The 23,846-nt window shown below is 72.5% G+C and carries 23 protein-coding genes and 2 pseudogenes; 15 read left to right on the top strand and 10 right to left on the bottom strand.

Annotation, left to right across the window (positions count from 1 at the left end; genetic code table 11):
* Positions 1–8 precede the first annotated feature (8 nt).
* Positions 9–206, bottom strand: coding sequence for a hypothetical protein (locus tag ACCP09_RS18445; RefSeq protein WP_433748205.1), 198 nt, complete (start codon positions 204–206; stop codon positions 9–11).
* A 179-nt stretch (positions 207–385) separates the two neighbouring features.
* Between ACCP09_RS18445 and ligD the strand changes: the two genes are divergently transcribed.
* Positions 386–1,342: a non-homologous end-joining DNA ligase gene (gene ligD / locus ACCP09_RS18440; protein ID WP_433748202.1), complete on the top strand. Its 957-nt coding sequence runs from the start codon at positions 386–388 to the stop codon at positions 1,340–1,342.
* Here ligD and ACCP09_RS18435 read toward each other — a convergent pair.
* Positions 1,329–2,249 carry a DMT family transporter gene (locus ACCP09_RS18435; RefSeq protein ID WP_433748199.1) on the bottom strand — a complete coding sequence of 307 codons (921 nt, stop codon included), beginning with the start codon at positions 2,247–2,249 and terminating at the stop codon, positions 1,329–1,331. The two genes, ligD and ACCP09_RS18435, sit on opposite strands and share 14 nt — an antisense overlap.
* On the opposite strand from ACCP09_RS18435, the gene ACCP09_RS18430 reads away from it, so the two are divergent.
* The 4 genes from ACCP09_RS18430 to ACCP09_RS18415 all read left to right on the top strand — a co-directional run bounded on the left by ACCP09_RS18430 (position 2,248) and on the right by ACCP09_RS18415 (position 8,774).
* Complete coding sequence (locus tag ACCP09_RS18430) at positions 2,248–3,636, top strand: PLP-dependent aminotransferase family protein (RefSeq protein WP_433748196.1); 1,389 nt, start codon at positions 2,248–2,250, stop codon at positions 3,634–3,636. The two genes, ACCP09_RS18435 and ACCP09_RS18430, sit on opposite strands and share 2 nt — an antisense overlap.
* 43 nt (positions 3,637–3,679) lie before the next feature.
* Positions 3,680–6,664 (top strand): ATP-binding protein, encoded by a 2,985-nt coding sequence (locus ACCP09_RS18425; protein ID WP_400990096.1) that lies wholly within the window; start codon positions 3,680–3,682, stop codon positions 6,662–6,664.
* A gap of 69 nt (positions 6,665–6,733) precedes the next feature.
* Complete coding sequence (locus ACCP09_RS18420) at positions 6,734–8,131, top strand: FAD-binding oxidoreductase (RefSeq protein WP_027934672.1); 1,398 nt, start codon at positions 6,734–6,736, stop codon at positions 8,129–8,131.
* A gap of 7 nt (positions 8,132–8,138) precedes the next feature.
* Entirely contained in the window at positions 8,139–8,774 is a 636-nt protein-coding gene (locus ACCP09_RS18415; protein ID WP_433748192.1) for an HD domain-containing protein, read from the top strand.
* Here ACCP09_RS18415 and ACCP09_RS18410 read toward each other — a convergent pair.
* A complete protein-coding gene (locus ACCP09_RS18410; RefSeq protein ID WP_433748189.1) occupies positions 8,761–9,684 on the bottom strand; it encodes an SDR family NAD(P)-dependent oxidoreductase in 924 nt (307 codons plus the stop codon). The two genes, ACCP09_RS18415 and ACCP09_RS18410, sit on opposite strands and share 14 nt — an antisense overlap.
* 52 nt (positions 9,685–9,736) lie before the next feature.
* On the opposite strand from ACCP09_RS18410, the gene ACCP09_RS18405 reads away from it, so the two are divergent.
* The 3 genes from ACCP09_RS18405 (at position 9,737) to ACCP09_RS18395 (ending at position 12,441) form a co-directional block, all read left to right on the top strand.
* Complete coding sequence (locus tag ACCP09_RS18405) at positions 9,737–10,147, top strand: MerR family transcriptional regulator (protein ID WP_433748186.1); 411 nt, start codon at positions 9,737–9,739, stop codon at positions 10,145–10,147.
* Between the two features lie 1,419 nt (positions 10,148–11,566).
* Positions 11,567–11,965: an Ada metal-binding domain-containing protein gene (locus tag ACCP09_RS18400; protein WP_433748183.1), complete on the top strand. Its 399-nt coding sequence runs from the start codon at positions 11,567–11,569 to the stop codon at positions 11,963–11,965.
* Complete coding sequence (locus ACCP09_RS18395; RefSeq protein WP_433748235.1) at positions 11,851–12,441, top strand: class I SAM-dependent methyltransferase; 591 nt, start codon at positions 11,851–11,853, stop codon at positions 12,439–12,441. Before ACCP09_RS18400 ends, ACCP09_RS18395 begins: the two co-directional genes overlap by 115 nt.
* Before the next feature lie 202 nt (positions 12,442–12,643).
* Here the strand turns inward: ACCP09_RS18395 and ACCP09_RS18390 are convergent, their stop codons facing one another.
* The 3 genes from ACCP09_RS18390 to ACCP09_RS18380 form a co-directional block, all read right to left on the bottom strand.
* Positions 12,644–13,390: a cytidyltransferase gene (locus ACCP09_RS18390; protein WP_433748180.1), complete on the bottom strand. Its 747-nt coding sequence runs from the start codon at positions 13,388–13,390 to the stop codon at positions 12,644–12,646.
* A 118-nt stretch (positions 13,391–13,508) separates the two neighbouring features.
* Positions 13,509–14,996 carry a 4-hydroxyphenylacetate 3-hydroxylase family protein gene (locus ACCP09_RS18385; protein ID WP_228685351.1) on the bottom strand — a complete coding sequence of 496 codons (1,488 nt, stop codon included), beginning with the start codon at positions 14,994–14,996 and terminating at the stop codon, positions 13,509–13,511.
* Positions 14,997–15,093: 97 nt separating this feature from the next.
* Positions 15,094–15,636, bottom strand: coding sequence for a flavin reductase family protein (locus tag ACCP09_RS18380; RefSeq protein WP_123685281.1), 543 nt, complete (start codon positions 15,634–15,636; stop codon positions 15,094–15,096).
* 103 nt (positions 15,637–15,739) lie between these two features.
* Between ACCP09_RS18380 and ACCP09_RS18375 the strand changes: the two genes are divergently transcribed.
* Both ACCP09_RS18375 and ACCP09_RS18370 read left to right on the top strand, forming a co-directional pair.
* A complete protein-coding gene (locus ACCP09_RS18375; protein ID WP_027934680.1) occupies positions 15,740–16,570 on the top strand; it encodes an IclR family transcriptional regulator domain-containing protein in 831 nt (276 codons plus the stop codon).
* Between the two features lie 31 nt (positions 16,571–16,601).
* Positions 16,602–17,588, top strand: a complete 987-nt coding sequence (locus ACCP09_RS18370) for an LLM class F420-dependent oxidoreductase (protein ID WP_433748176.1) — start codon at positions 16,602–16,604, stop codon at positions 17,586–17,588.
* On the opposite strand, the pseudogene pip reads toward ACCP09_RS18370, so the two are convergent.
* A pseudogene (gene pip / locus ACCP09_RS18365) lies at positions 17,569–18,542 on the bottom strand (prolyl aminopeptidase). The gene ACCP09_RS18370 and the pseudogene pip overlap by 20 nt on opposite strands.
* Positions 18,543–18,580: 38 nt before the next feature.
* Here pip and ACCP09_RS18360 point away from each other — a divergent pair.
* The 4 genes from ACCP09_RS18360 (at position 18,581) to ACCP09_RS18345 (ending at position 20,847) form a co-directional block, all read left to right on the top strand.
* Positions 18,581–19,060 (top strand): MarR family winged helix-turn-helix transcriptional regulator, encoded by a 480-nt coding sequence (locus ACCP09_RS18360; protein ID WP_027934683.1) that lies wholly within the window; start codon positions 18,581–18,583, stop codon positions 19,058–19,060.
* A gap of 117 nt (positions 19,061–19,177) precedes the next feature.
* The gene (locus tag ACCP09_RS18355) at positions 19,178–19,519 is read left to right on the top strand and encodes a hypothetical protein (RefSeq protein WP_027934684.1); all 342 of its coding nucleotides are present in this window, start codon (positions 19,178–19,180) and stop codon (positions 19,517–19,519) included.
* Positions 19,520–19,562: 43 nt separating this feature from the next.
* Positions 19,563–20,276: a class I SAM-dependent methyltransferase gene (locus ACCP09_RS18350; RefSeq protein ID WP_027934685.1), complete on the top strand. Its 714-nt coding sequence runs from the start codon at positions 19,563–19,565 to the stop codon at positions 20,274–20,276.
* 13 nt (positions 20,277–20,289) lie between these two features.
* Entirely contained in the window at positions 20,290–20,847 is a 558-nt protein-coding gene (locus ACCP09_RS18345) for a DUF4865 family protein (protein WP_433748171.1), read from the top strand.
* A 1-nt stretch (position 20,848) separates the two neighbouring features.
* Here ACCP09_RS18345 and ACCP09_RS18340 read toward each other — a convergent pair whose 3' ends face one another.
* Positions 20,849–21,391, bottom strand: coding sequence for an RBBP9/YdeN family alpha/beta hydrolase (locus ACCP09_RS18340; protein WP_433748168.1), 543 nt, complete (start codon positions 21,389–21,391; stop codon positions 20,849–20,851).
* A gap of 123 nt (positions 21,392–21,514) precedes the next feature.
* On the opposite strand from ACCP09_RS18340, the gene ACCP09_RS18335 reads away from it, so the two are divergent.
* Positions 21,515–21,955 carry an Lrp/AsnC family transcriptional regulator gene (locus tag ACCP09_RS18335; RefSeq protein ID WP_431906368.1) on the top strand — a complete coding sequence of 147 codons (441 nt, stop codon included), beginning with the start codon at positions 21,515–21,517 and terminating at the stop codon, positions 21,953–21,955.
* Here the strand turns inward: ACCP09_RS18335 and ACCP09_RS18330 are convergent.
* Together ACCP09_RS18330 and ACCP09_RS18325 are read right to left on the bottom strand one after the other, a co-directional pair.
* Positions 21,945–23,134: pseudogene (locus ACCP09_RS18330) on the bottom strand (RtcB family protein). The gene ACCP09_RS18335 and the pseudogene ACCP09_RS18330 overlap by 11 nt on opposite strands.
* A gap of 82 nt (positions 23,135–23,216) precedes the next feature.
* The gene (locus tag ACCP09_RS18325; RefSeq protein ID WP_017984168.1) at positions 23,217–23,624 is read right to left on the bottom strand and encodes a hypothetical protein; all 408 of its coding nucleotides are present in this window, start codon (positions 23,622–23,624) and stop codon (positions 23,217–23,219) included.
* Between the last annotated feature and the right edge of the window lie 222 nt (positions 23,625–23,846).

Here is a 23,846-nt window from a genome sequence, read left to right as displayed (position 1 = left end):
AGTTCCGGTCAGCGGGGTGGTCTCCAGGAACTCGGCCATCTGCTGCCGGTGGCCAGGATCCCGGCGGTGCCGCTGAAGGTGAACAGCTGGAACAACGTCGCGATGCCCAGCGGGCTACCGGCTTCGAAGATCCGGTTCCAGGAACAGGTTTCCCGCACCATGCTGTGCCCGAGGCGGAACGCCGCGACCGAGAACTCGATCGGCATCGTCGCCGGACCGCCCGCGCGTCGTCGACGATCATCGGGTTCACGATCCGGGGCAGGTAGTCCTCCCGCAGCATCCACTGGTAGTGCCGCACCACTTCACCGCGGGCCTTCTCGAAGAGTCCCCACCAAGAGGTGTGGCCGACTGGCGGAAGCACACGATCCGGCGCAGCATCGGGGGCATGCCGCTGCCCGAGCCCGTCGCCCCCATGCTGGCCGTTCCCGGACCCGTGCGGGACAGCGAGGGCTGGGCGTTCGAGTGGAAGTACGACGGGGTGCGGTGCCAGGCCGCGGTGTCCGGTGGCGAGGTCCGGCTCTACTCACGGCGGCTGCGTGACGTCACGAGCACCTACCCCGAGCTGACCGTGCTCGGGGACCATCCCCGCACACTGCTGATCGACGGCGAGGTCGTCGCGCTCGACGAGGACGGCAGGCCGGATTTCGGTCGCCTGCAACAACGCATGAACCTGGCCGCGCCCACCCCGGCGCGGCTGTCCTCGGTGCCCGTCGTGTTCTTCGCGTTCGACCTGCTGCGCGAAGGGGAGCAGGACTGCACCGGCCTGCCCTACGAAGACCGCCGGGAACGGTTGCTGGGCTTGGGCATCGACCGGCCGGAGGTGCGGGTGCGGCGGCACTTCCTCGCGTCCGACGTGGAGGGTGCGGAGCTGCTGAGCGCGGCGCGCGAGGTCGGCCTGGAGGGTTTGGTGTCGAAGCGGCTCGGCTCGGTCTACCAGCCCGGCGTGCGATCGCCGGACTGGGTGAAGACACCGCTGACCCGTACGCAGGAGGTGGTGATCGCGGGCTGGACCGCCGGCGAGGGGCGGCGGTCCGGCACGTTCGGCGCCCTGCTGCTCGGCCTGCACGACGAGACCGGACTGCGCTTCGCCGGGCACGTCGGCACCGGGTTCACCGACCGCATGCTCGACGACCTGCAGGCCCGCCTGCGCCCGCTGGCCCGCCGCACGAGCCCGTTCGACAGCCCGGTGCCCCGCGAGTACGCCCGCAACGCGCACTGGGTGGAGCCGGAACTGGTGGGCGAGGTGGAGTTCCGGCAGTGGACGTCGGACGGGCGGTTGCGGGCGCCGTCCTGGCGGGGGCTGCGGCCGGACCGGCTGCCCGAGGAGGTCACGCTCGCCTGACCAGCCTGGTCCGCACGGCAAGCCCGGCGCACGCGATCACCGCGACGCCGCCGAGCACGGTCGGCCAGGTGATCGCCTCGCCGAGGAACAGCACCGCCCAGCAGATCGTCAGCACCGGCTGGACCAGCTGGATCTGGCTCACCCGCGCCATTGGGCCGATCGCGAGCCCCCGGTACCACGCGAAGAACCCGAGGAACATGCTCACCACACCGAGGTAGGCGAACGCGGCCCAGCCCACGGCGTTGCCCGTCGGCGGGTGCTGCCACGCCGCGACGGCCGCGAGCGCGGTCATCAGCGGCGCGGACAACACGAGCGCCCACGAGATCGTCTGCCACGCACCGAGTTCGCGGGCCAGCAGCCCACCCTCCGCGTAGCCGATCCCGGCGGCCAGCACGGCCCCGACCAGGAGCAGGTCCGACCACCGCGGGCCGGTGAAACCGCCTTGCAGGGACGCGAACGCGACCGCGGCCACCGCGCCGAGGGCCGCCGCCGACCAGAAGCGGGCCGCCGGCCGTTCCCGCCCGCGCAGCACGGCGATGACCGCGGTGGCGGCGGGCAGCAGCGCGATCACGACGGCGCTGTGACTGGCCGAGGCGGTGGTCAGCGCGAACGACGTCAGCACGGGGAACCCGGCGACCACGCCCGCGGCGACGATCGCGAGCCGGAACCACTGCACGCCCCGCGGCAGCCGTTGCCGGGTGCACGCGAGCGCGACCGCGGCGAGCAGCGCGGCGACGACCGCCCGGCCGGCGCCGATGAACAGCGGCGACATGGCGCCGACGGCGACGCGGGTGAACGGGACGGTGAACGAGAACGCCGTGACCCCGAGCAGACCCCAGCCGAGACCGGCCCGCGCGGGCGGTAGCACCCGACGCTCGACGAGAGTAGCGCTACTATCTTGTCTCATGTCCGACGATAGCAGCTCCCGCATCGTCGCCGGGCTGCGCGAGTGGATCGCGACCGCCGAACCGGGCGCGAAGCTGCCGTCCACCCGCGCGCTCGTCGCCGAGTACGCGGCGAGCCCGGTGACCGTGCAGAAGGCGCTGCGGACCCTCGCGGCCCAGGGGATCGTGGAGAGCCGGCCTGGTGTCGGCACCTTCGTGCGCGCGGTCCGCGTGGCGCGCGCGAACGACTACGGGTGGCAGACGGCGGCGCTCGGATCGCCGCCGCAGCGGATGCCGCGGGTGTCGACCGCGCTGCGGACGGTGCCGAACGACGTGATCGCGTTGCACTCCGGGTACCCGGACCGGGAACTGCTGCCCGAGCGGCTCGTGCGGGCCGCGTTCGCGCGTGCCGCGCGGGGCGCTTCCGCGGTCAACCGCCCGCCGGCCGCCGGGTTGCCGGAGCTGCAGGCATGGTTCGCCGCGGAGCTGGGTCCGGCGGCGCCGGGCGACGTCGTCGTGTTCCCGGGCAGCCAGAGCGGGCTCAGCGCGGCGTTCCGCGGGCTCGTCGGGGCGGGCGCGCCGCTGGTGCTGGAGTCGCCGACGTACTGGGGCGCGATCCTCGCCGCCGCGCAGGCCGGGGTGCGGGTGGTGCCCGTGCCGAGCGGTCCGCACGGTCCGGACCCGGACGAGCTGGACCGCGCGTTCCGGCGGACCGGGGCCAGGGCGTTCTACGCGCAGCCGAACTTCGCCAACCCGACCGGCGCCCGCTGGCCCGCCGAGCTGGGCGACCGGGTCCTCGGCGTCGTCCGCGAGCACGGCGCGTTCCTGATCGAGGACGACTGGGCGCACGATTTCGGGATCGCGGCGGATGTGGTGCCGCTCGCCGCGCGCGACGACCGCGGGCACGTGGTGTACCTGCGGTCGCTGACGAAGAGCGTGTCCCCGGCGGTGCGGGTCGCCGGGATCATCGCGCGCGGCGCGGCCCGCGAGCGGATCCTCGCCAGCGCACAGGGCGAGTCGATGTACGTGAGCGGGTTGCTGCAGGCGGTCGCGCTCGACGTCGTCACGCAGCCCGGGTGGCGCACGCACCTGCGCGGGGTGCGCCGCCAGTTGGCCGCGCGGCGCGACCTGCTCGCCGGCGCGCTGCGGGAGCACGTGCCGTCCGCACGACTGGAAGGGTTGCCGCAGGGCGGGCTGAACCTGTGGGTGCGGCTGCCGGACGCCACCGATCCGGCGCGCCTGATCCGCGACTGCGAGGCGGCCGGAGTGGTGGTGAACCCGGGCGGCGAATGGTTTCCCGCGGAGCCGCCCGGGGTGTACCTGCGGCTCAACTACTCCGGCCCGAACCCGGGCGCGTTCCCCGACGGCACGCGGATCATCGGTGCGGCACTGGCCGGGCAAGGGCTCTAGGCGTTCCGTCGATCGGAGCCGCGTCGCGGTCTACTCTGGCGGGATGCTGCGGGTCTCCCTGCTGGGAGAACAGGCAATCCTCGACGAAGCGGACGGTTCGGTGGTGACTCGTTCGCCGCGCACCGTCGCGCTTGTCGCGTACCTCGTCGTGCACGCGGGGGTCCCTCAGCCGCGGCAGCGCATCGCCGAACTGTTCTGGCCCGACTCGTCCGAACCGCAGGCGCTGACGAACCTCCGCCGCGAGCTGCACCACCTGCGCCACACCCTCGGCCAGGACTGCCTGGTCGTCACGGCCAAGGACCTGTGCTGGCGCGACACCGCGACCGTCCGCGTCGACGTGCGCGACTTCGAACTGGCCCGCGCGGCGGCCCAGTCCGGCGACGGGGTGCTCCAGCACGCGCCGGCCGCGCTCGCGCTCTACCGCGGTGAATTCCTGCCCGGCATCAACGACGAATGGGTGATCGAGCCGCGTGCCGCGCTGGAATCGGCCTCCGTCCGGCTATGCGATCTGCTGTGCCAGGCGAGGAAGAGCCGCGGCGACCTGCCCGGCGCCGCGGAGGCCGCCCGCAGGCGGATCCAGTTGCGCCCGCTGGAGGAACAGGGCTACCGCACGCTGATGGACCTGCAGGCGGCGATGGGGGACCGGGCCAGCGCGGTCAGCACCTACCACCACTGTGCGTCCACCCTGGAGCGCGAACTCGGCGTCGTGCCGGACGAGGCGACGCGGCGGGCTCTGCGCCGCCTGCTGGCGGGCGAGGCGACGGGCCCGCGCCCCGGCACCACCGGGCTCGTCGGGCGCGGCCGGGAGGTGGCCCTCCTCTCGCGCGTCTGGCAGACCGCGGCGGCCGGCCGCCCTGGGCTCGTGCTGGTGTGCGGCGGCGCGGGGGTAGGCAAGAGCAGGCTGGTCGCCGAAGTCGCCTCGGCGGCACGGGCGCACGGCGCGATCGTGGCCACCTCGCAGTGCTTCGGCACGCCGGGGCGGCTGCCGCTGGCGCCGGTCGCGGACTGGCTGCGTGCCCCCGCGGTGCGCGCCGCGACCGCGAACCTGGAACCGGTGTGGCGCGCCGAGGTGGACCGCCTCGTGCCCGCGGGCCGCTCGCGGAGCGATCCGGACACCGGCCCCCGCGCGATGGTGGACGCCTGGCAGCGGCACCGGTTCTTCGAGGGCCTGGCCAGGGCGCTCACCGGCGCCGGCCGCCCGATGCTGCTGGTGCTGGACAACTTGCAGTGGTGTGACCAGGAAACCCTGGCGTTCCTCACCTTCTGCCTCGGCCTGACCCCGGACGCGCCGGTCCTCGTCGCCGCGACCCTGCGCACCGACGGCGCGTGGCCGGAGCTCGCGGAGTGGACCACCCGCATGCGCGGCACCGGCCTGCTGACCGAGTTGACGCTGAACCCGTTGGAGATCACCGAATCCGCCCGGCTGGCCGAGCTGATCTCCGGCCAGCCGCTCGCCCCCGCGGACCGTGAGCTGCTGCAGGCCACCACCGGCGGTTTCCCGCTCTACGTCGTCGAAGCCGTGCGGGGCAAGGCACTGCCGGGCAGCGACCTCACCGACGTCCTGCGCAACCGGGTGGAGCAGGCGAGCCCGGCCGCGCGCAAGACCGCCGGGCTCGCCGCCGCGGTCGGCCGCGACTTCACGCTCGCCCTGCTCACCGAGGCCAGCGACCTCGAACCGGACACCGTCGTGCAGGCCGTCGACGAGCTGTGGCGGCGCCGCATCATCCAGGAGATCGACGGCGGCTACGACTTCAGCCACGATCTGCTCCGGGACACCGCCTACCACCTGGTCAGCCCGCCCAACCGGTGGCTGTTGCACCGGCGCATCGCGCAGGCGCTGGAGCTGCTGCACGCCGGCGACACCGACCCGGTGTCCGGCCGACTGGCCGAGCAGTACGCGCGGGGCGGGCGCCCGGACCGCGCCGTCGGCTTCTACCGGCGCGCCGCGGCCTTCGCGTCCAGCACCTTCGCGCACGCCGAGGCGATCCGGCTGCACCAGGAGGCACTGGACATCGTGCGGTCCCAGCCGGACAGCGCCGAGTCCGCCCGTCAGGAACTGGCGATCCTGGAGACGATGGCGGCGCCGCTGAACGCCCGCCACGGATACGCCTCGCCGCAGCTGCAGCAGGCCCTGGAGCGCACCATCACCCTCGCCAAACGCTTGGGGCAGCAGGATTCCATGCTCACCGCGATGGTCGGGCTGTGGGCTTCCCGCTTCGTGCAGGGCCGCACCGCGGACGCGTACGAGGTCGCCACGAGCGTGCTGGACCTCGTCGACCCGGACTCGGAACTGCGCGGCGCGGCGCACTTCGTGTACGGCGGGAGCGCGAGCAGCCTCGGACGGCCCGCCGAGGCGCTGCAGCACTTCGACCTCGCCGTGAAACTGTCCCGCGGCGCCCCGTCGCTGACCGTCGGCACCCGCCCCGACGTGCACGCGACGGGGTGGGCCGCGCACCCGCACTGGCTGCTCGGCCACACCGGGGAGGCGCTGGCCGCCTGCCAGGACGCGATCGACCTCGCCCGGTCGGCCGAGCACCCGTACAGCCTTGCCGTCGGGCTCGCCTACGCCGGGATCACCTACCAGATGTGCGGCGAGGTGGACCGGCTCGGCGACACCGTGCGCGAGCTGGGCGAGCTGTGCGACCGCTACGGCTTCGCCTACTACCGGGAGTGGGGCCTGGTGCTGGGCGGCTGGCGGGCGGGGCGGCCCGAGGTCGCGCGGCGCGGCATCGACAACCTGCGCGCGGAGGGCTCGTTCGCGCGGATGCCGTACTGGCTCGCGCTGCTCGCCGACCTGTCCGGCCCGGACGCGGCCCGCGCGACCCTGGACGCGGCGATCGTCGCCGGGCAGGCCCGCGACGACGTGTGGTGGATGCCCGAGGTGATGCGCAAACGCGCCGCTCTCGACGACCCGGACACCGCGGTGTCCCGGCTGCGCTCCGCGGTGCGGCTCGCCAGGGCGCAGGGCAGCCTCGCCTTGGAGCGGCGGTGCGAGCACGACCTCGCCGTTCGGGCCGGCGCCGGCTGACCCCGCGCGGGCGAACGCTGCGCGAACGCCCGGTCCCTAGCGTCGTGGCGACCCACCAGAGGAGGAACCATGACCACCATTGCCACCGCACCGTACGAGGAGCTGGCCGCCACCCTGCGCGGCGACCTCGTGCTCCCGTCGGACCCGGCCTACGACGCGGCCCGCGCCGTCTACAACGGGGCGATCGACCGGCGGCCGTCCGCGATCGTCCGGGTGCGCGACACCGCGGACGTGGTCGCGTGCGTGAAGTTCGCGCGGGCACACGACATCACGATCGCCGTGCGCGGCGGCGGCCACAACGCCGGCGGGCTCGGCATCGCCGACGACGCCCTGGTGATCGACTTCGCGTTGCTGCACAGCACGACCGTCGACCCCGAGCACCACACCGTCCGCGTCGACGCGGGGTGCACGTGGGCCGACGTCGACCACGCCACCGTCCCGTTCGGCATGGCCGTGCCATGCGGGTTCCTCGGCTCGACCGGGGTCGCGGGGCTGACGCTCGGCGGCGGGGTCGGCTACCTGGCCCGCAGGTTCGGGCTCACCGTCGACAACCTGCTCTCGGCCGACGTCGTGCTGGCCGACGGCACACTGGTTACCGCGAACGAGACGTCGCACCCGGACCTGTTCTGGGCGTTGCGCGGCGGCGGCGGGAACTTCGGCGTGGTCACGTCGTTCACGTTCCGCGCCCACGACATCGGCGAGCACGGCGTGATTATCGGCGGGCCGGTGCTCTACGACCTGGCCGACACCCCGGACGTGCTGCGCTGGTACCGCGAACTGCTGCCGTCGCTGCCGGAGGAGCTGTCCGGCTGGTTCGGGTTGCTGACGATCCCGCCCGCACCGCCGTTCCCCGAGGAGCTGTGGGGACGCAAGGCGTGCGGCATCGTCTGGTGCTACACCGGGCCGCACGACCGCGCGGACGAGGTGCTGGAGCCGGTGAAGAGCTACGGCACGCCGCTGGTGGTGGGGCTGCAGCCGATGCCGCACAACATCCTGCAGACCGCCTTCGACGAGCTGTACCCGGCCGGGCTGCAGTGGTACTGGAAGGCCGACTTCTTCTCGGAGATCAGCGACGAGGCGATCGACGTCCACGTCCGGTACGGGCAGACGCTGCCGACGCCGTTCTCGACGATGCACCTGTACCCGATCGACGGCGCCGCGGCGCGCGTCCCGGCGGAGGCGACGGCGTTCGGCTACCGCGACGGCGGGTGGGCCGGTGTGATCGTCGGAGTGTCGCCGGAGCCGGCCGACCTCGACGGGATGTCCCGCTGGGCCAAGGACTACTGGTCGGACCTGCACCCGACGTCGGCGGGCGGGGCGTACATCAACTTCATGATGGACGACGAGGGGCAGGACCGGGTGCGAGCGTCCTACCGGGACAACTACGACCGGCTGGCGCGGATCAAGGCCAAGTACGACCCGGAGAACGTGTTCCACGTCAACCAGAACATCCGCCCCGCGCGATGATGGGTGCGTGCGGAACGACTGGGTGAGCGTGGTACGGGCGCTCGGTGGCGACGGCGGTGTGGCGGCGGACGCGGCGGCGGACCTGGCTGCCCGGTACGCGGAGCCGCACCGCCGTTACCACGACACGGCGCACGTGCTCGCGGTGCTGCGGGATTCGGCGGCCCTGGCGGCGGACCTGGGGTTGCCGCCGGAGGAACGCGCGACGCTCGCGCTGGCCGCCGCCGCACACGACGTCGTGTACGACGGACGGCCAGGTGACGACGAGCGGCGCAGTGCCGAGTGGGCGGTGTCGTGGCTGCGCCGGGCGGGGGTGCGGCCGGAGCACGTGGCGCGGGTCGAGGAGCTGGTGCTGGCCACGCTCACGCACGTCGCGCCGGACGGGGACGCGACCGCGCAGGCACTGCTCGACGCCGACCTCGCGATCCTCGGCGCGGAGGAGGTCGCCTACGACCGCTACCGCAGCGCGGTGCGCGCCGAATACGCGGCGATTCCGGACGAGTTGTGGCGCACCGGCCGGTCGGCTGTGCTGTCGGACCTGCTGGCGCGGGATCCGCTGTACGCCACGGCGGCTGCGCGGTCGCGGTGGGAGGCCGCGGCGAAGGCGAACCTGGCGCGGGAGCTGGCCGCGCTCAGAACGCGTTGATCCCGGTCAGTTCCGCGGACAGCGCCCAGAGCCGTTCCGCCTCCGCGGGGTCCACCGCGTGGTCGCGGACGCCGGCGATCATCTCCGTGCTGTCCGTGGGTTCGGCGATGTCGCAGTCGTCGCAGTAGAGGCCGCCGAGCCCGTCGAGCCGCGGGGAGGTGGCGGCCCAGACCTGGGTGGCCGCGCCCTGCTCGGGTGTCTTGAAGCTGGGGTCGGCGGGGTTGCCGTGCTCGTCTACCCAGCCCGCCGCCACCATGTCCGCGGTGTCGAGGTGCCGTTGCAGCGGGGTCAGGATCGCGCCGGGGTGCAGGGAGAACGCGCGGGCACGCTCGCGGCCGAGGACGTCCAGCTGCACGGCGAAGAGCGCGTTGGCGGTTTTGGACTGGGCGTAGGCGAGCCAGCGGTCGTAGCCGCGGTCGAAGTGGATGTCGTCCCAGCGGATGGGCGAGAGCTGATGGCCTGCCGAGGAGACCACCACGACGCGCGCGCCGGGCGCGATGGCCGGCCAGAGCAGGTTGACCAGCGCGAAGTGCCCGAGGTGGTTGACGGCGAAATGCGATTCCCAGCCCGGCCCGACGCGCGTTTCCGGGGCGGCCATGATGCCCGCGCCTGCGATGAGGATGTCGATGCCGCGGCCGGAGGCGAGGAACCGCTCGGCGAACCGGCGCACGCTGTCCAGGTCGGCGAGATCGAGTTCGTCCACTTCGGCCGCTTCGCGCGCGGCTTCCGGGCGGCGCGCGGGAACGACGACGTGCGCGCCGGCCTGGGTGAGCGCGCGGGTGGCGGCCAGGCCGATGCCCGAGTAGCCGCCGGTGACGATCGCGAGCCTGCCGGTCAGGTCGACGCCGGCGAGGACCTCGGCGGCGGTGGTGCGGGCGCCGAAGCCGGTGCCAAGTGGTTTCTGGATCATGGCCGCGACGCTAGGAGTTAGAGCGGCGTCTAGGTCAAGTTAAGCTGGTCCGGTGGACTTGAGCATCGGCGAGGTCGCGCGGCGCACCGGGCTGAGCGTGCACACGTTGCGGCTCTACGAGCGGGAAGGCCTGCTGGCGAGCCCGGTCGCCCGGAACGCGAGCGGCCGGCGCGTCTACCGCGAGGCGGACGTCGAGTGGCTGCGGTACTGCACGCGGTTCCGCGCGTCGGGGATGCCGCTGGAGGAGATCCGCCGGTTCGCCGCGCTCGTGCGGCAGGGGAGGGGCAACGAACCTGAGCGGCTGGCGCTGCTGCGTGAGCACGAGGAGCGGGTGCGGGCGCGGATCACGGAGCTGCAGGAGAGCCTCGCCGTGATCCGGCACAAGGTGGCGGTGTACGAGGAGCACGTGGCGGAGGGCCGCGCCGCGGGCCTGTGGGAACCGGCGGGGTCCACTGTGGAGTGATCCTCGGTCGCCCGGGACACGGCGCCGCTGTCCCACGAGGCGCTGCCGGAAGCTCGGATCGACCGCCAGCCGCTACGGTCACTGACCGCGCCCCGACCTCTGACCGCCGCCGCTGACTGCCGCGGCCGCTGGCCGCTACGCCCCTGACCGCCCGGTCGTTGATCGCCGCAAACCGCTGTCCGGCACCTCCGCTGGCCGCCACCTCCGCTGGCCGCCGCGACCGGAACACGCCAGCGCAGTGTTCCCGGTCCGGGCATCCTCGACCTCGTGGTCTGCACCCTGCTCGGCGGCGACGGCCGGCCTCTACCGGAGCGCTGTCCCGGGTACCCCTTTCGGCGGCTGCGTGCCACAACCCTGACCGCTTCGGCCATCGGCTGCCGCGGTTGACCGCCACAACCGCTGGCCGCCACGACCGGAACACGCCAGCGCAGTGTTCCCGGTCCGGGCATCCTCGACCTCGTGGTCTGCACCCTGCTCGGCGGCGACGGCCGGCCTCTACCGGAGCGCTGTCCCGGGTACCCCTTTCGGCCGCTGCGCGCCACAACCCTGACCGCTTCGGCCATCGGCTGCCAAGGTTGACCGCCACAACCGCTGGGCGCCACGACCGGAACACGCCAGCCGGTCCCGCCGAACACCGGCGTCGTCGACCTCGTGGCCTACACCTCCTTGGCGCCGACGGCCGGCCTCTACCGGAGCGCTGTCCCGGGCACCCCTTTCGGCCGCTGCGTGCCACAACCCTGACCGCATCGGCCATCGGCTGCCACGGTTGACCGCCACAGCCGCTGGCCGCCACGACCGGAACACGCCAGCCGGCCCCGCCGAACACCGGCGTCCTCGACCCCGTGGTCTGCACCCTCCTCGGCGCGGACGGCCGCTCCTACCGGAGCGCTGTCCCGGGTACCCCTTTCGGCCGCTGCGTGCCACAACCCTGACCGCTTCGGCCGTCGGCTGCCACGGTTGACCGCCACAACCGCTCGGCCGCCACGATCGGAACACGCCAGCCGATCCCACCGAACACCGGCAACATCGACCCCGTGGCCTGCACCCTCCTCGGCGGCGACGGCCGGCCTCTACCGGAGCGCTGTCCCGGGTACCCCTTTCGGCCGCTGCGTGCCACAACCCTGACCGCTCCGGCCATCGGCTGCCACGGTTGACCGCCACAACCGCTGGCCGCCACGATCGGAACACGCCAGCGCAGTGTTCCCGGTCCGGGCATCCTCGACCCCGTGGCCTACACCCTCCTCGGCGCCGACGGCCGGCCTCTACCGGAGCGCTGTCCCGGGCACCCGTTTCGGCCGCTGCGTGCCACAACCCTGACCGCTTCGGCCGTCGGCTGCCACGGTTGACCGCCACAACCGCTCGGCCGCCACGATCGGAACACGCCAGCCGATCCCACCGAACACCGGCAACATCGACCCCGTGGTCTACACCCTCCTCGGCGCCGACGGCCGCCTCTACCGGAGCGCTGTCCCGGGCACCCTCGGCGGGCACCGGCGGTTGCGGATCTACGGCCTGCTCACCTGCCCGTTCGCCCGGCGCGCCCTCGCCCGTGGCCACTATGCCCGCCACCGCGTCTTCTTCGCCGACGAGCGGACCGCGGTCGCCGCCGGGTACCGGCCCTGCGCGGTCTGCCTGCCGGACCGGTACCGGGCCTGGCGGACCTCCCCTAACGTCGAGGCATGGCGAACCGCTTCTTCCCCTGGTTGTTCAAGCGCATCGGCGCCCGCAACGAGGCCCGGGGCGGCGCCGCTCTCCGGCGGGAGCTCCTCGCGGGCGCGCGGGGGCGGGTGCTCGAAGTCGGGGCGGGCACCGGGCTGAACTTCCCCCACTACCCGCCCGGCGTGGACCTCACGGCCGTCGAGCCGGAGCCCGCCCTGCGGGCCGAGGCGGCGAAGTCCGGCGTCCCCGTCCTGGACGCGCGCGCCGACCGCCTGCCGCTGCCGGACGGGTCCGTCGACGAGGTCGTGGTCAGCGGCGTGTTGTGCTCGGTGCCGGACCAGGCCGCCGCGCTCGCCGAGTTCCGGCGCGTCCTCCGGCCGGGCGGACGGCTGCGGTTCTACGAGCACGTCCGCGCCCGCACTCCGCTGCGCGCGCGCTGGCAGGACCTCGCCGCACTGGTCTGGCCACGGCTGATGGGCGGGTGCCTGCCCAACCGGGACACCCGCACCGCGATCGAGGCCGCCGGGTTCGTCGTGTCACACTGCCGGGAGTTGATCTTCCCGCGGGGCGCGAAGGTGTCCGTCGTCGCACCTCGCATAGTGGGAGTTGCGCGAAAAGGACCGGACCAGCCGTAACAACAGTCCCTCCTGCAACTGCGGTCGCAGAACGAGGGTGCGCCGCGTGAGTCACACCCGGGGTGTGGTTAGTCTTCGCCAGCGAATGTCGTCGAGACCGTCCCGGGGGGTCAGGTGCGCAGGACCAGTTCCCGGCCGTGGCAGCGCCGGCCACCGAGCCCGCAGCCACCGCCCAGCAAGCCGCAGCCGATGCCTGGCCGCATCAGCCGCTGAGGAAGTCCAGACCGGTCGCGCCGGTCCGGGAGGTGCGGACTGCCACATCTTCCGCGTCCACCTCCACCAGGACCTCGTCCCCGCACGTCAGCCGTCCCCGGTAGACGCCCGGTGCGGGCAGCGCGGTGCCCGGCTCCACCCGCAGCCGCCCGTCGGCGAGCACACCCTCGACCCGGTGCGGCCGGCCCAGCGCTCGCGCGGCGCCGTCCACGTCGCCCGCCCGCAGGCACGACCGGACGTGCGTGGACGAGACCAGCGGCAGCAGGTCCACCGGGTGCGTGGTGAAGCCGTAGTTGCGCCCGAGCCGCCGCAGCGTCTCCGGCGTGCCCTCGCCGCGGTGGCCGAACGTGAAGTTCCCGCCCACCACCACGGCCGCGGCGCGCAGGCGCCCGGCCAGGATCCGGGCGACGAAGTCCAGGGGCGACATCCCGGCCAGCTCCCGTGTGAACGACAGAACGCACACCGCGTCGACACCGAGTTCCCCGGCCAGTTCCGCGCGCCGCTCGACGGTGCTGAGCGCGTCCGTGCACCGCGGCGGCCCGACGACCCGCGCCGGGTGCGGGTCGAAGGTGACGAGCACCGTCGGCAGGCCGCGGGCACGGCCGATGCCGACGGCCTCGCCGATGAGCCGCGCGTGCCCTCGGTGCACCCCGTCGAACACGCCGAGGGTCACCACGCACGGCCCGAGACCGGCGGGCACGGTGTCGCGCCACACCGGGCACAGCATCGCGGTCATCGCAGCTCCTCGCTGGTCGCACCGGGTGCGGCGCCCCGGGGGACGAGGCGCCGCACCCGGCGGTGGTGGCCCGGCGACGTCGTCGTCCACCGGACCCCGCCGTGGGATCACCGGACCGTCAGCGACGGCCTTCCGGGTTGAACAGGTCCGGCACGGTCCAGCCGTCCAGGTCGTATTCGGCCATGCACTGCTCGGCGAAGCCCTTCATGCCGTCGGCCTGGCCCGACTGCTGCGCGGCGAACAGCAGCTCGGCGCGCACGCCCTCGTGGTTGCCCGAGTAGTTGCGCTCGTACAGCTCGTGCCTGCCGCCGAACTCGCTGCCGATCGAGTCCCAGATCAGCTTCATCAGCTTGACGCGTTCGATCGCGTCGATGCCGTTCGAGCCGCGCACGTACTGGTCGAGGTAGGGGCGGACCTCCGGCGACTTGAAGTCGTCGGCGTGCGAGGGCAGGTAGATCAGCCCGGATCCGAGGTCCTGCATGATGATCTCGCGCACCCGGGGGTAGCCGACGGTCATGAACCACCGGTAGGCAAGGCCGTAGTCCAGGTGCGGCAGGACCGCGCCGTCGATCCACTCGTCGGGCCGCGCGGCCATCGCGTCGGACAGCGCCCAGAACAGGTTGCGCCACCCGATGACCTCGCCGACCCGGGTCTGGATGCCGCGGAAGTCCTTGGTGCCGGTGACCTCCACGCCCTTCATCAGCAGGCCGGCGATGAAGTCGAGCTTGACCGCGAGCCGGGTGACGCCGTGGAAGGTGAAGCGGTGCAGGAAGCCCGAGCCGGGGAAGAACGTGCTGGCTTTCTCGGCGTCGCCGTAGATGAAGACGTTCTCCCACGGGATCTTCACCTTGTCCAGGATGAAGATCGTGTCGTTCTCGTCGAACCGGGACGACAGCGGGTAGTCGAACGCGCTGGTCGCGCTCTGCGCGTAGGACTGGCGGCAGATCAGCTTCATGCCCGGCGCGCCCATCGGCACCGTGCACACCAGCGCGAACTCGCGTTTCTTGATCGGCAGGCCGTAGTGGGCGATGAAGTTGTAGTTCGTGATGGCCGAACCGGTGGCGACCACCTTGGCGCCGGAGACGATCAGTCCGTCGTCCTTCTCCTCCTCGACGTGGATGAAGATGTCCTTCACCTCGTCGGGGTTGCGGTCGCGGTCGACCGGCGGGTTGATGATCGCGTGGTTCCAGTAGAGGACCTTCTCCTGCGATTCGGTGTACCAGCGGCGGGCGTTGTCGGCGAACGGCTCGTAGAAGTCCGAGTTCGCGCCCAGCGTGCCGAGGAAGGCGGCCTTGTAGTCGGGGCTGCGGCCCATCCAGCCGTAGGTCATGCGGGCCCACTCGGCGATGGCGTCCCGGTCGGCGAACAGGTCTTCCCGGCTGCGCGGGGTGCGGAAGAACGGGTGCGTGAACCCGCTGCTGCCGGTGTCGGTCGGCGCGGTGAGGACGCCCTGCTTGTCCGGGTCGTGCAGCGCGTCGTAGAGGCGTGCGGTCATCCGGGCGGAGTTGCGGAACGCCGGGTGGGTGGTGACGTCGTCGACCTTCTCGCCGTAGATGAAGATCTCGCGGCCGTCCCGGATGCTGTCGAGGTACTCCTCGCCGGTCATCGGGCGGGTGGTCCGGGTGGGGGTCACGGCCTCGTCGGGCTGGTGGATCGCCACGGGGTGGTCCCTTCGTCGTTGAACGGGATCTGGTGGTGGGTGGTCAGACGGCCGCCGGAGCGGCCGGGAACCAGCCGATCTCGGGGCAGTCGAGGGAGACGGCCCAGTGCGAGCCGTCGTCGGCGGGGCCGAGGTTGCGGAAGCGGCCCGCGTAGAACAGCAGCGGCTCGGCGTCGGTGAGTTCGAGGTCGACGACCTCGCCGAGCACGATCAGGTGGTCGCCGCCGTCGTAGGTGCGCCACGGCAGGCAGGAGATCGTCGCGGCGTTGCCCAGCAGCACGGGCGCCGTCGGGCCGGTGCCCCAGCGGGGGCCCGGGTCCTGCGGGCGGCCCGCGAAGTGCATCGCCGTGTCGAGCTGGTCCGCGGCGAGGACGTTCACCGCGAACGGGGAGTCCGCCAGGTAGCCGCATGCCTTGGACGAGCGGGTCAGCGTCACCTGGCAGAGCGCGGGCTCCAGCGAGACCGCGGTGAAGGCGTTGACGGTCGCGCCGTGGGGTTCCCCGGCGCTGTTGCGGCAGGTCACCACCGTGACACCGGTGGCGAACCGGCCGAAGCCGGTGCGCAGCTGGCGCTGGTCGAGCGTCATCTTCGACACCTCCTGTACGCTCTGCGTACTAGTTGCACGCTCTGCGTTCACAAGGAGAGTGCCTGCTGGTGGGTGCGCGAGTCAATACCTCAGGTGCGGGAAGATGGCGGCCATGACCACCGAGGGGAATCCGCGCGACCTCATCCAGAGCCTCGAGCGGGGGTTCGCGGTGCTGCTCGCGTTCGACGCGGAGCGGCCCAACCCCACGCTCGCCGAACTCGCGGCCGCGACGCAGCTGTCGCGCCCGGCGGTGCGGCGGATCCTGCTGACCCTCCAGCATCTGGGTTACGTGCACGGCGAGGGCGGGCGCTGGACCCTGACGCCGCGCGTGCTGAGCATCGGGCAGCACTACTCCGCTTCGCACGGCATGATCGAGATCGCGCAGCCGCACCTGCTCCGGCTCGCCGAGCAGACCGGCGAGTCGGCGTCGCTGGCCGCGCTGGACGGCACGGAGGTCGTCTACGTAGCCCGCGTGCCGGTGCGGCGGATCATGAGCATCAACGTGTCGATCGGGACGCGCGTGCCCGCGCACTCCACGTCGATGGGCCGCGTGCTGCTGGGCTGGGCGCCGGACGAGGTGGTCGACCACGTCATCGCCGCGGGCCTGACGGCCCACACCGAGCACACGGTCACCGATCCGGACGAGTTCCGGCGGCGGTTGCGTGACGTCCGCTCGCTGGGTTATTCGGTGGTGGCGGAGGAGCTGGAGAAGGGGCTGCTCTCGGCCGCCGTGCCGGTGCGGGACTCCTCCGGCGCCGTGGTGGCCGCCCTGGCCTCCTCGACGTCCAGCGGACGGTCCACAGTGGAACAACTGCGCACCGACGTGGTGCCGCTCCTGATCAAGGCGGCCGACCGGATCAGCGCCGACTTCGGCCACCGGCAGAGCGTGACGACCGGACCAAACGTCCGAAAAGGACATGAAGGCTTCTTCTGACGGGCGCCGGCGCCCCGGCTAGGCTGGGCGCATGCGCTTCGGATTGTTCATCCCCCAGGGCTGGCGGCTCGACCTGACCGGTATCGAGCCCGCCGGGCAGTGGCAGACCATGCTCGACATCGCCCGGTACGCCGAGAACGGGCCGTACGAGTCGGTGTGGGTGTACGACCACTTCCACACCGTCCCGGCTCCGCTGGCCGAGGCCACGCACGAGGCGTGGTCGCTGATGGCGGCGCTCGGCGCGGCCACGAGCCGCGTCCGTCTCGGCCAGATGTGCACCTGCATGAGCTACCGCAACCCGGCCTACCTGGCGAAGGTCGCGGCGACCACGGACGTCATCTCGGGCGGTCGCGTCGAGATGGGCATCGGCGCCGGCTGGTACGAGCACGAGTGGCGGGCCTACGGCTACGGCTTCCCGTCCGCAGGCGAGCGGCTCGGCATGCTCGACGAGGGTGTGCAGATCATGCGGCAGCTGTGGAGCGAGGGCAAGGCGACGCTGAACGGCAAGCACTACCAGGTCGACGGCGCGCTGTCGTACCCGCTGCCGCTGCAGGACGGCGGCATCCCGCTGTGGATCGCCGGCGGCGGCGAGAAGAAGACGCTGCGCATCGCCGCGCGGTACGCCCGGTACACGAACTTCGCCGGTGGCGCCGAGGACTTCAAGCACAAGTCCGAGGTCCTCGCCGCGCACTGCAAGGACGTGGGCACCGACTTCGACGCCATCGTCCGCTCGGCCAACTACAACGTCGTCATCGGCGAGACCGAGAAGGACGTGGCCGACCGCCTGGCGTGGATCCGCTCGCACTACGAGCCGCACCTGTCCGCCGAGCTGCTCGAGAGCACCGTCAACTCGTTCGCGAACGGGCCGCTGGTCGGCACTCCCGAGCAGATCGCCGAGCGGCTCACCGAGCTGCGCGGCCTCGGCATGACCTACGCGATCACCTACTTCGCCGACATCGCCTACGACCGCGCGTCGGTGGAGCTGTTCACGAACAAGGTCATCCCCGAGCTGGCCTGACCGCGAACTCGTCGAGCGCGGCGCGCATCGCCGCCCGCATCGCGTCGCTGCCGGTGTGGCCGGAGTCGTCGATCACGATCAGTTCGGCGTCCGGCCACACCTTGGTCAGCTCCCACGCCGTCTCGACCGGGCCGGACAGGTCGAGACGGCCGTGGATGAGCTTCCCCGGGATCCCCGCCAGCCGGTGGGCTTCCCGGATCAGCACACCCTCCTCCAGCCAGGCGGCGTTCGAGAAGTAGTGCGCGCAGATCCGCGTCATCGCGAGCAGGTCGCGGGACGGCCGGTCGCTGTAGGAGTTCGGCACCCCGTTGGGTTCGAGTGAGATCGCCGCGTCCTCCCAGGTGCTCCAGTCCCGCGCGGCCTTGTCCGCACCTCGGGATCCGGGTCCGCCAGCAGGCGCGCGTACGCGGCGAGGACGTCGAACGTGTCACCCTCGACGTCGCCGGCGCCAGCCCGGAACCGCTCCAGCTCCGCCGGGAAGAACCGGCCGACCCCGTTGTACAGCCAGTCGATCTCGCGGCGCCGGGTGGTGGTCACGCCGACGATCACGATTTCGCTGACCCGCTCCGGGTGCCGCTCGGCGTAGGCGAGTTGCAGCGTGGAGCCCCAGGAACCCCCGAAGAGCAGCCACTGCTCGATCCCGAGGTGCTCGCGCAGCCGTTCCATGTCCGCGATCAGGTGCTCGGTGGTGTTGTGGCTCAGGTCGGTGGCCGGGTCGCTCGCGTGCGGCGTGCTGCGGCCGCAGTTGCGCTGGCTGAACAGGATGATCCGGTAGCGCTCCGGATCGAAGTAGCCGCGTGAATTGGTCCAGGCGCCGGAGCCGGGGCCGCCGTGGACGAACACGGCCGGCTTGCCGCTGGGGTTGCCGCACTCGGCCCAGTGGATCCGGTTGCCGTCGCCGACGTCCAGCATGCCTTCGGTGTGGGGTTCGGCGACGGGGTGGAGCTGGGTCATGATCCCTCCAGATGCAACAGTGCTGTTATATTAGCGCTGTGACAATCCCCGGCGCCGAACTCCTCGCCACCCGGCTGCGGCACCTGCTGGAACTGCTGGACGGTGACGTCGCCGCCGTTTACGCCGACCTCGGCCTGGCGTGGTTCCGGCCGCGCTTCACGCCGGTGGTGCGGACGCTGGCCGCAGACGGCCCGCAGCCGATCCGGGATCTCGCCGCCGCCATCGGGGTCACCCACTCGGCGGCGAGCCAGACGGTCGCGCAGATGGTGAAGGCGGAGCTGGTGACGCTCAGGCCGGGCGCCGACGCCCGCCATCGCATCGTCCACCTGACACCCAAGGCCGAGGAGTTGCTGCCCGTCCTGGATGCGGAGTGGGCGGCGACCACCGCCGCGGCGAAACGTTTCGAAGCCGAGCTGGCATACCCGCTGACCAAGCTGGTCGACGAGGCCATCGAGGCCTTGCGGGAACGTTCGATGCGGCAGCGGATCGCCGACGCAGCACCGGATCTGGGCCGTTGACGGCGAGCAGGTTTCGCGTTCCCTTGACCGGGGTACAACGACGCTCCACGCCCGTTGAAGGACCAGCGGAGGACCGTCTTGCCGGACTCAGCCCAGATCTGTGACAGAACCAGCGGCGTGCCCCTGTTGGGCGCGCCCCACCTCGCCGGGCTCCGGCGGCACCTCCGCGCGCTCCTCGACGAGGAGAGCGAGGAGGCGAACGAACGCGCGCTCCTTGTCGTCGACACCCTCGCGAGTCTCGCCTGCAGGCACGCGCATGTGCCGTTCACGGTCCGCCTCCGGCACACCGAAGGCAGCAGCCTGCGCGCCGAGATCCGCGAGCTGCGCTGCCGCACCCTGCCCGGTCACGCGGCGCTGCGGCTCCCGCTGCACATCCTCGACCGGCTCGCCCGCACCTGGTGCGTCGACCTGCAGGAGCACCACGGGGTGCTGACCGCCGAGGTCGACCTGGCCGGCTGAAAACCGGTTGCGCGACCGTGCGGCGGGCCGGAGGCTGCCGCACGTGACTGAAGCGTTCTTCGCGTTGTTCCACGGCCTGCCGCGGCAGGGCCCGGGTTCGGACGCCACCACCCTCCGCCTCCTCGATCTCGCCCGCCCGCTGCCCGAACGGCCCCGCGTGCTGGACCTCGGGTGCGGCCCCGGCCGGTCGGCGCTGCTGCTGGCGAAAGCCGGCGCGCGGGTGACCGGCCTGGACACCCATCAGCCCTTCCTCGACGACCTCGCCAAGGCTGCCGAGGGGCTCGACGTCGACACCGTCAACGCGTCGATGGCCGACCCCCCGTTCCCGGACGGCACGTTCGACCTGTTGTGGGCCGAAAGCTCGGTCTTCGTGCTCGGCTTCGACACCGCGCTGCGCACGTGGAAGAGGTTGCTCAAGCCCGGCGGCGCGCTCGTGCTCACCGAGTGCGAATGGTCCACCGGCACGCCGTCGGCGGCCGCGCGGGAGTTCTGGGACGAGCAGTATCCACTGAGGACGACCGAGGAGAACTCCGCCGCCGCGGTGGCCGCGGGCTACCGGGTGGAGGCGGTGTTCCCGCAGCCGGACAGCGACTGGTTCGACGAGTTCTACGACCACCTGGCCGCGCGGGCCGACGCCGCCGCCGGCGATCCGGCGATGGCCGAGGCGGTCGCCGCGGCGCGCCGCGAGATCGCGATGCGCCGCGAGCACGGCTCGGAGTACCAGTACACCGGCTACGTCCTTCGTACATACCAGTAGGTACAGTGCGGGGGTGTATGCGAAGCAGTACGAGATCGCCCTGCCCGCCGACTACGACATGGGCATCATCCGCAGGCGGGTCGTCGAGCGCGGGCACGCGCTCGACGACCGCGCGGGCCTCGGCCTGAAGGCGTACCTCCTCCGGGAGAGCCCGAACCAGTACGCGCCGTTCTACCTGTGGCGGGACCCCGGGCGGATGGCCGAGTTCCTGGTGGGCGGCGGCGGTTTCGAGAACATCGTGCGGGACTTCGGCCGCCCGGTGGTGCGGCACTGGACCGGGCTGGCGTTCCAGCCCGGTCCGGCGCGCGACCGCACGCCCCGGCACGCGTCGCGCCTCGTCACCCCGGTCGGTGCGGATGCCGCCGCGGCCGTCGAGGAGGCGCTCGCCGGGCTGAGCGCGACCGCCCGAGGGTCCGGGGTGCACAGCGCGGCCCTCGCGCTGGACCCGCACCACTGGCAGCTGGTGCGGTTCGTGCTCGGCGAGCACGACGGCGAGGCGACCGAGCGGTACGAGGTGCTGCACCTGTCCGCGCCGGAACTGGGGGCGCTGCGTGTGGGACGGCAGTGGTAGGTCAGGCGGCGACTTCGGTGAGGAGGGCGAGGCCGGATGGCCAGTCGCCGAGGCCGCTGGCGGAGTTGAGGTGGCCGTGCCCGGCGAGCAGGCGCCGCGGGACTCGCCACGCGCCGGCGAGCGCGGCCGAGGCCGCCGGTTCGCAGTAGGGGTCGTCGTCGCCGGCGACCACCAGGCCGGGGCACGGCAGCGGCCGAGCCCGCAGGTTCGCGAACGTCGGCGCGGCCTGGCGGGGGAACGCAGGCCCCCGCGGGTCGGGCGGTGCGACCAGGAACGCGGCCACCCCGCGCGGCCGGGCCGCGGCCAGCCACTCGGCCGCCGCCCAGCAGCCGAGGCTGTGCGCCACCAGCACCACCCGCTCGCCGCGCCGGGCCGCGGTCGCGTGGGCGGCGCCGACCGCCGCCACCCAGTCCGCGAGGTCCGGCTCCGTCCAGGAGGCCGGGGCGATCCGGACGGCCGAAGCGCCCCACCGCTCCTCCCACACGGTCTGCCAGTGCTTCTCGTCCGAACCGTCGATCCCCGGGATGATGACGTACGCGACCAACGTCCACCGCCGCTTCCACTCTTGGCCCCCGCACGACCGGGTGCCGCCGTGGACGATGATCGATGGTTCAACCGTCCGTGGCGGGCCGGGCAAGTGATCTCAAGGGAAGTGGCGGCGACAACGATGGAATCACTCGACGAGATCGACCGCGCGATCCTGGAGCTGTTGCAGACCGAGGGGCGGCTCAGCGGCGCCGAGGTGGGCCGCCGGGTGGGGCTGTCCCAGCCGGCGGCCGGCGCGCGCATCCAGCGCCTGGAGAAGAGCGGCGTCATCCTCGGGTACCGCGCGGTCGTCGCGCCCGCCGCGGTGGGCCTGAACATCCACGCCGTCGTCCGGCTGCGCACCACGCACGCGCAGTTGCCGAAGGCGCTGGCCCTCGCCGAGCGGATCGCCGAGGTCGTCTCGACGGTCCGCGTGACCGGTGAGGACTGTCTGCTGTTCGACGTGCACTGCACGCACGCGGAACGGCTCGAACAGATCGTGGACTCGCTGGCCCGCTTCGGGCCGGTCACCACGTCGCTCGTGCTGCGCAGCTACCCGGCGAAGCCGCTGCCTACCCCTTGACGCACACCACCTGCTTGAGGTGCGCGACCACCTCGACGAGGTCGGTCTGCGCCTTGATCACCGAGTCGATGTCCTTGTAGGCGGCCGGAATCTCGTCGACGACGCCCTCGTCCTTGCGGCACTCCACGCCGTCGGTCTGGGCGGCGAGGTCGGCGGCGGTGAACGTCTTGCGCGCCTTGGTGCGCGACATGCGCCGCCCGGCTCCGTGCGACGCCGAGTGGAACGAGGTCTCGTTGCCGAGGCCGCGGACGATGTAGGAGCCGGTGCCCATGCTGCCCGGGATGATCCCGAGGTCGCCGGAGCCCGCGCGGATCGCGCCCTTGCGGGTGACCAGCACGTCTACGCCGTCGTAGGTCTCCTCGGCGACGTAGTTGTGGTGGCACGAGATCGGCTCGTCGAACCGCACGCCCGGCACCGTGTCGGCGACGGCCTGCTGCACGAGCGCGACCATCGTGGCCCGGTTGCGGGCCGCGTAGTCTGCGCCCAGAACAGGTCGCGCCGGTAGGCCGCCATCTCCGGGGTGCCCGACACGAACACCGCCAGGTCGCGGTCCGGCAGGTCCGCGTTGTGCGGCAGCTTGCGGGCCACGTCGATGTGCCGCTTGGCGAGCTCGTTGCCGATGCCGCGGGAGCCGGAGTGCAGCATCAGCCACACGCGGCCGGCGTCCGGGCCACCCTGTTCGAGGCACACCTCGATGAAGTGGTTGCCACCGCCGAGGCTGCCGATCTGCGCCCGCGCCCGGTCGCGCAGGTTCTGGACGCCGTCGTGCAGCTGCCCGAACGCCGACCAGAACTCGTTCCACCCGCCGGTGCCGGGCACGCGGGCGGGGTTGACCGGGGTGCGGTGCATGGCGAAGCCGACTGGAACGGCGTCCTCGATGCGGCGGCGCAGTTTGCCGAGGTCGTCGGGCAGGTCGCCGGCCGTCAGCGAGGTACGGACCGCGCTCATGCCGCAGCCGATGTCCACACCCACCGCGGCGGGGGAGACCGCGTCACGCATCGCGATCACGCTGCCGACTGTCGCGCCCTTGCCGTAGTGCACGTCCGGCATGACGGCCAGACCGTGCACCCACGGCAGGTTGGCGACGTTGTGCAGCTGACGCATCGCTGCGTCCTCGACGGTCGCCGGGTCGGCCCACATGCGGATCGGCACGCGGGCGCCCTCGACGGCGGTGAACATCCGAAGATCCTTTCGCTCAGGTGGATCCACAGGGTTACCCGCGGATCGGCCCGGAGCAACCGGATTTCAGAGCAACCGGATTTCAGTAGTCGTCGCGCCCGGTGAGCTGTTCTTCGAGCAGCTCGGCGGAGCTGGTGACCAGGGCGAGCGGGTCGACGAACTCGTTGATGTCGAGGTTGGCCAGCGGGAGGGAGTGCCGGAGCACCAGGTACTCGCCCATGACGACCACCCCGCCGACGACGGTGGTGTGCCCGACCTCGGCCAGCACCCCGACGACGTCCACCTCGTCCACCCGGGCGAACGGTGTCGCGATCTGGATCCACTCGTCCCGCCGATCGAGAACCTCCCGGGCGATCACGACGATCTGGGTGCGCTCCTCCTCCTCGGGATCGGACTGGAAGCGGATCCGGATGCGTAGTTCGTCCGGTTCGTCCCGAACCACCTTGTACTGCTGCCGGATGAACGTCGCGAGATCGCGCCAGCTCGTCACCCCAGAGGTCCTTCCTCGTGCCCGATCGGTCACGGGAAGTGAAGCACAGATGCTCCAGAACCGGGACAGGACCGGAAAAACTCCCGCAACAACAACAACCGCCGCCCGGCAACGAAAAGCAAGCGACTACCCCAACCAGACCTCCCCCGCCAGCGACACGCAAGCCGGCAACGCAACGGCACCGACCACGCACCAGACCTCCCCCGCCCCCGATCCCCACCC

This window comes from Amycolatopsis sp. 3B14 (assembly GCF_050958625.1).
Taxonomy (GTDB): Bacteria; Actinomycetota; Actinomycetes; order Mycobacteriales; family Pseudonocardiaceae; genus Amycolatopsis_E; species Amycolatopsis_E thermoflava.
Note: the sequence above shows the minus strand (reverse complement) of the source record. Positions and strands in the feature narration are given on the sequence as shown.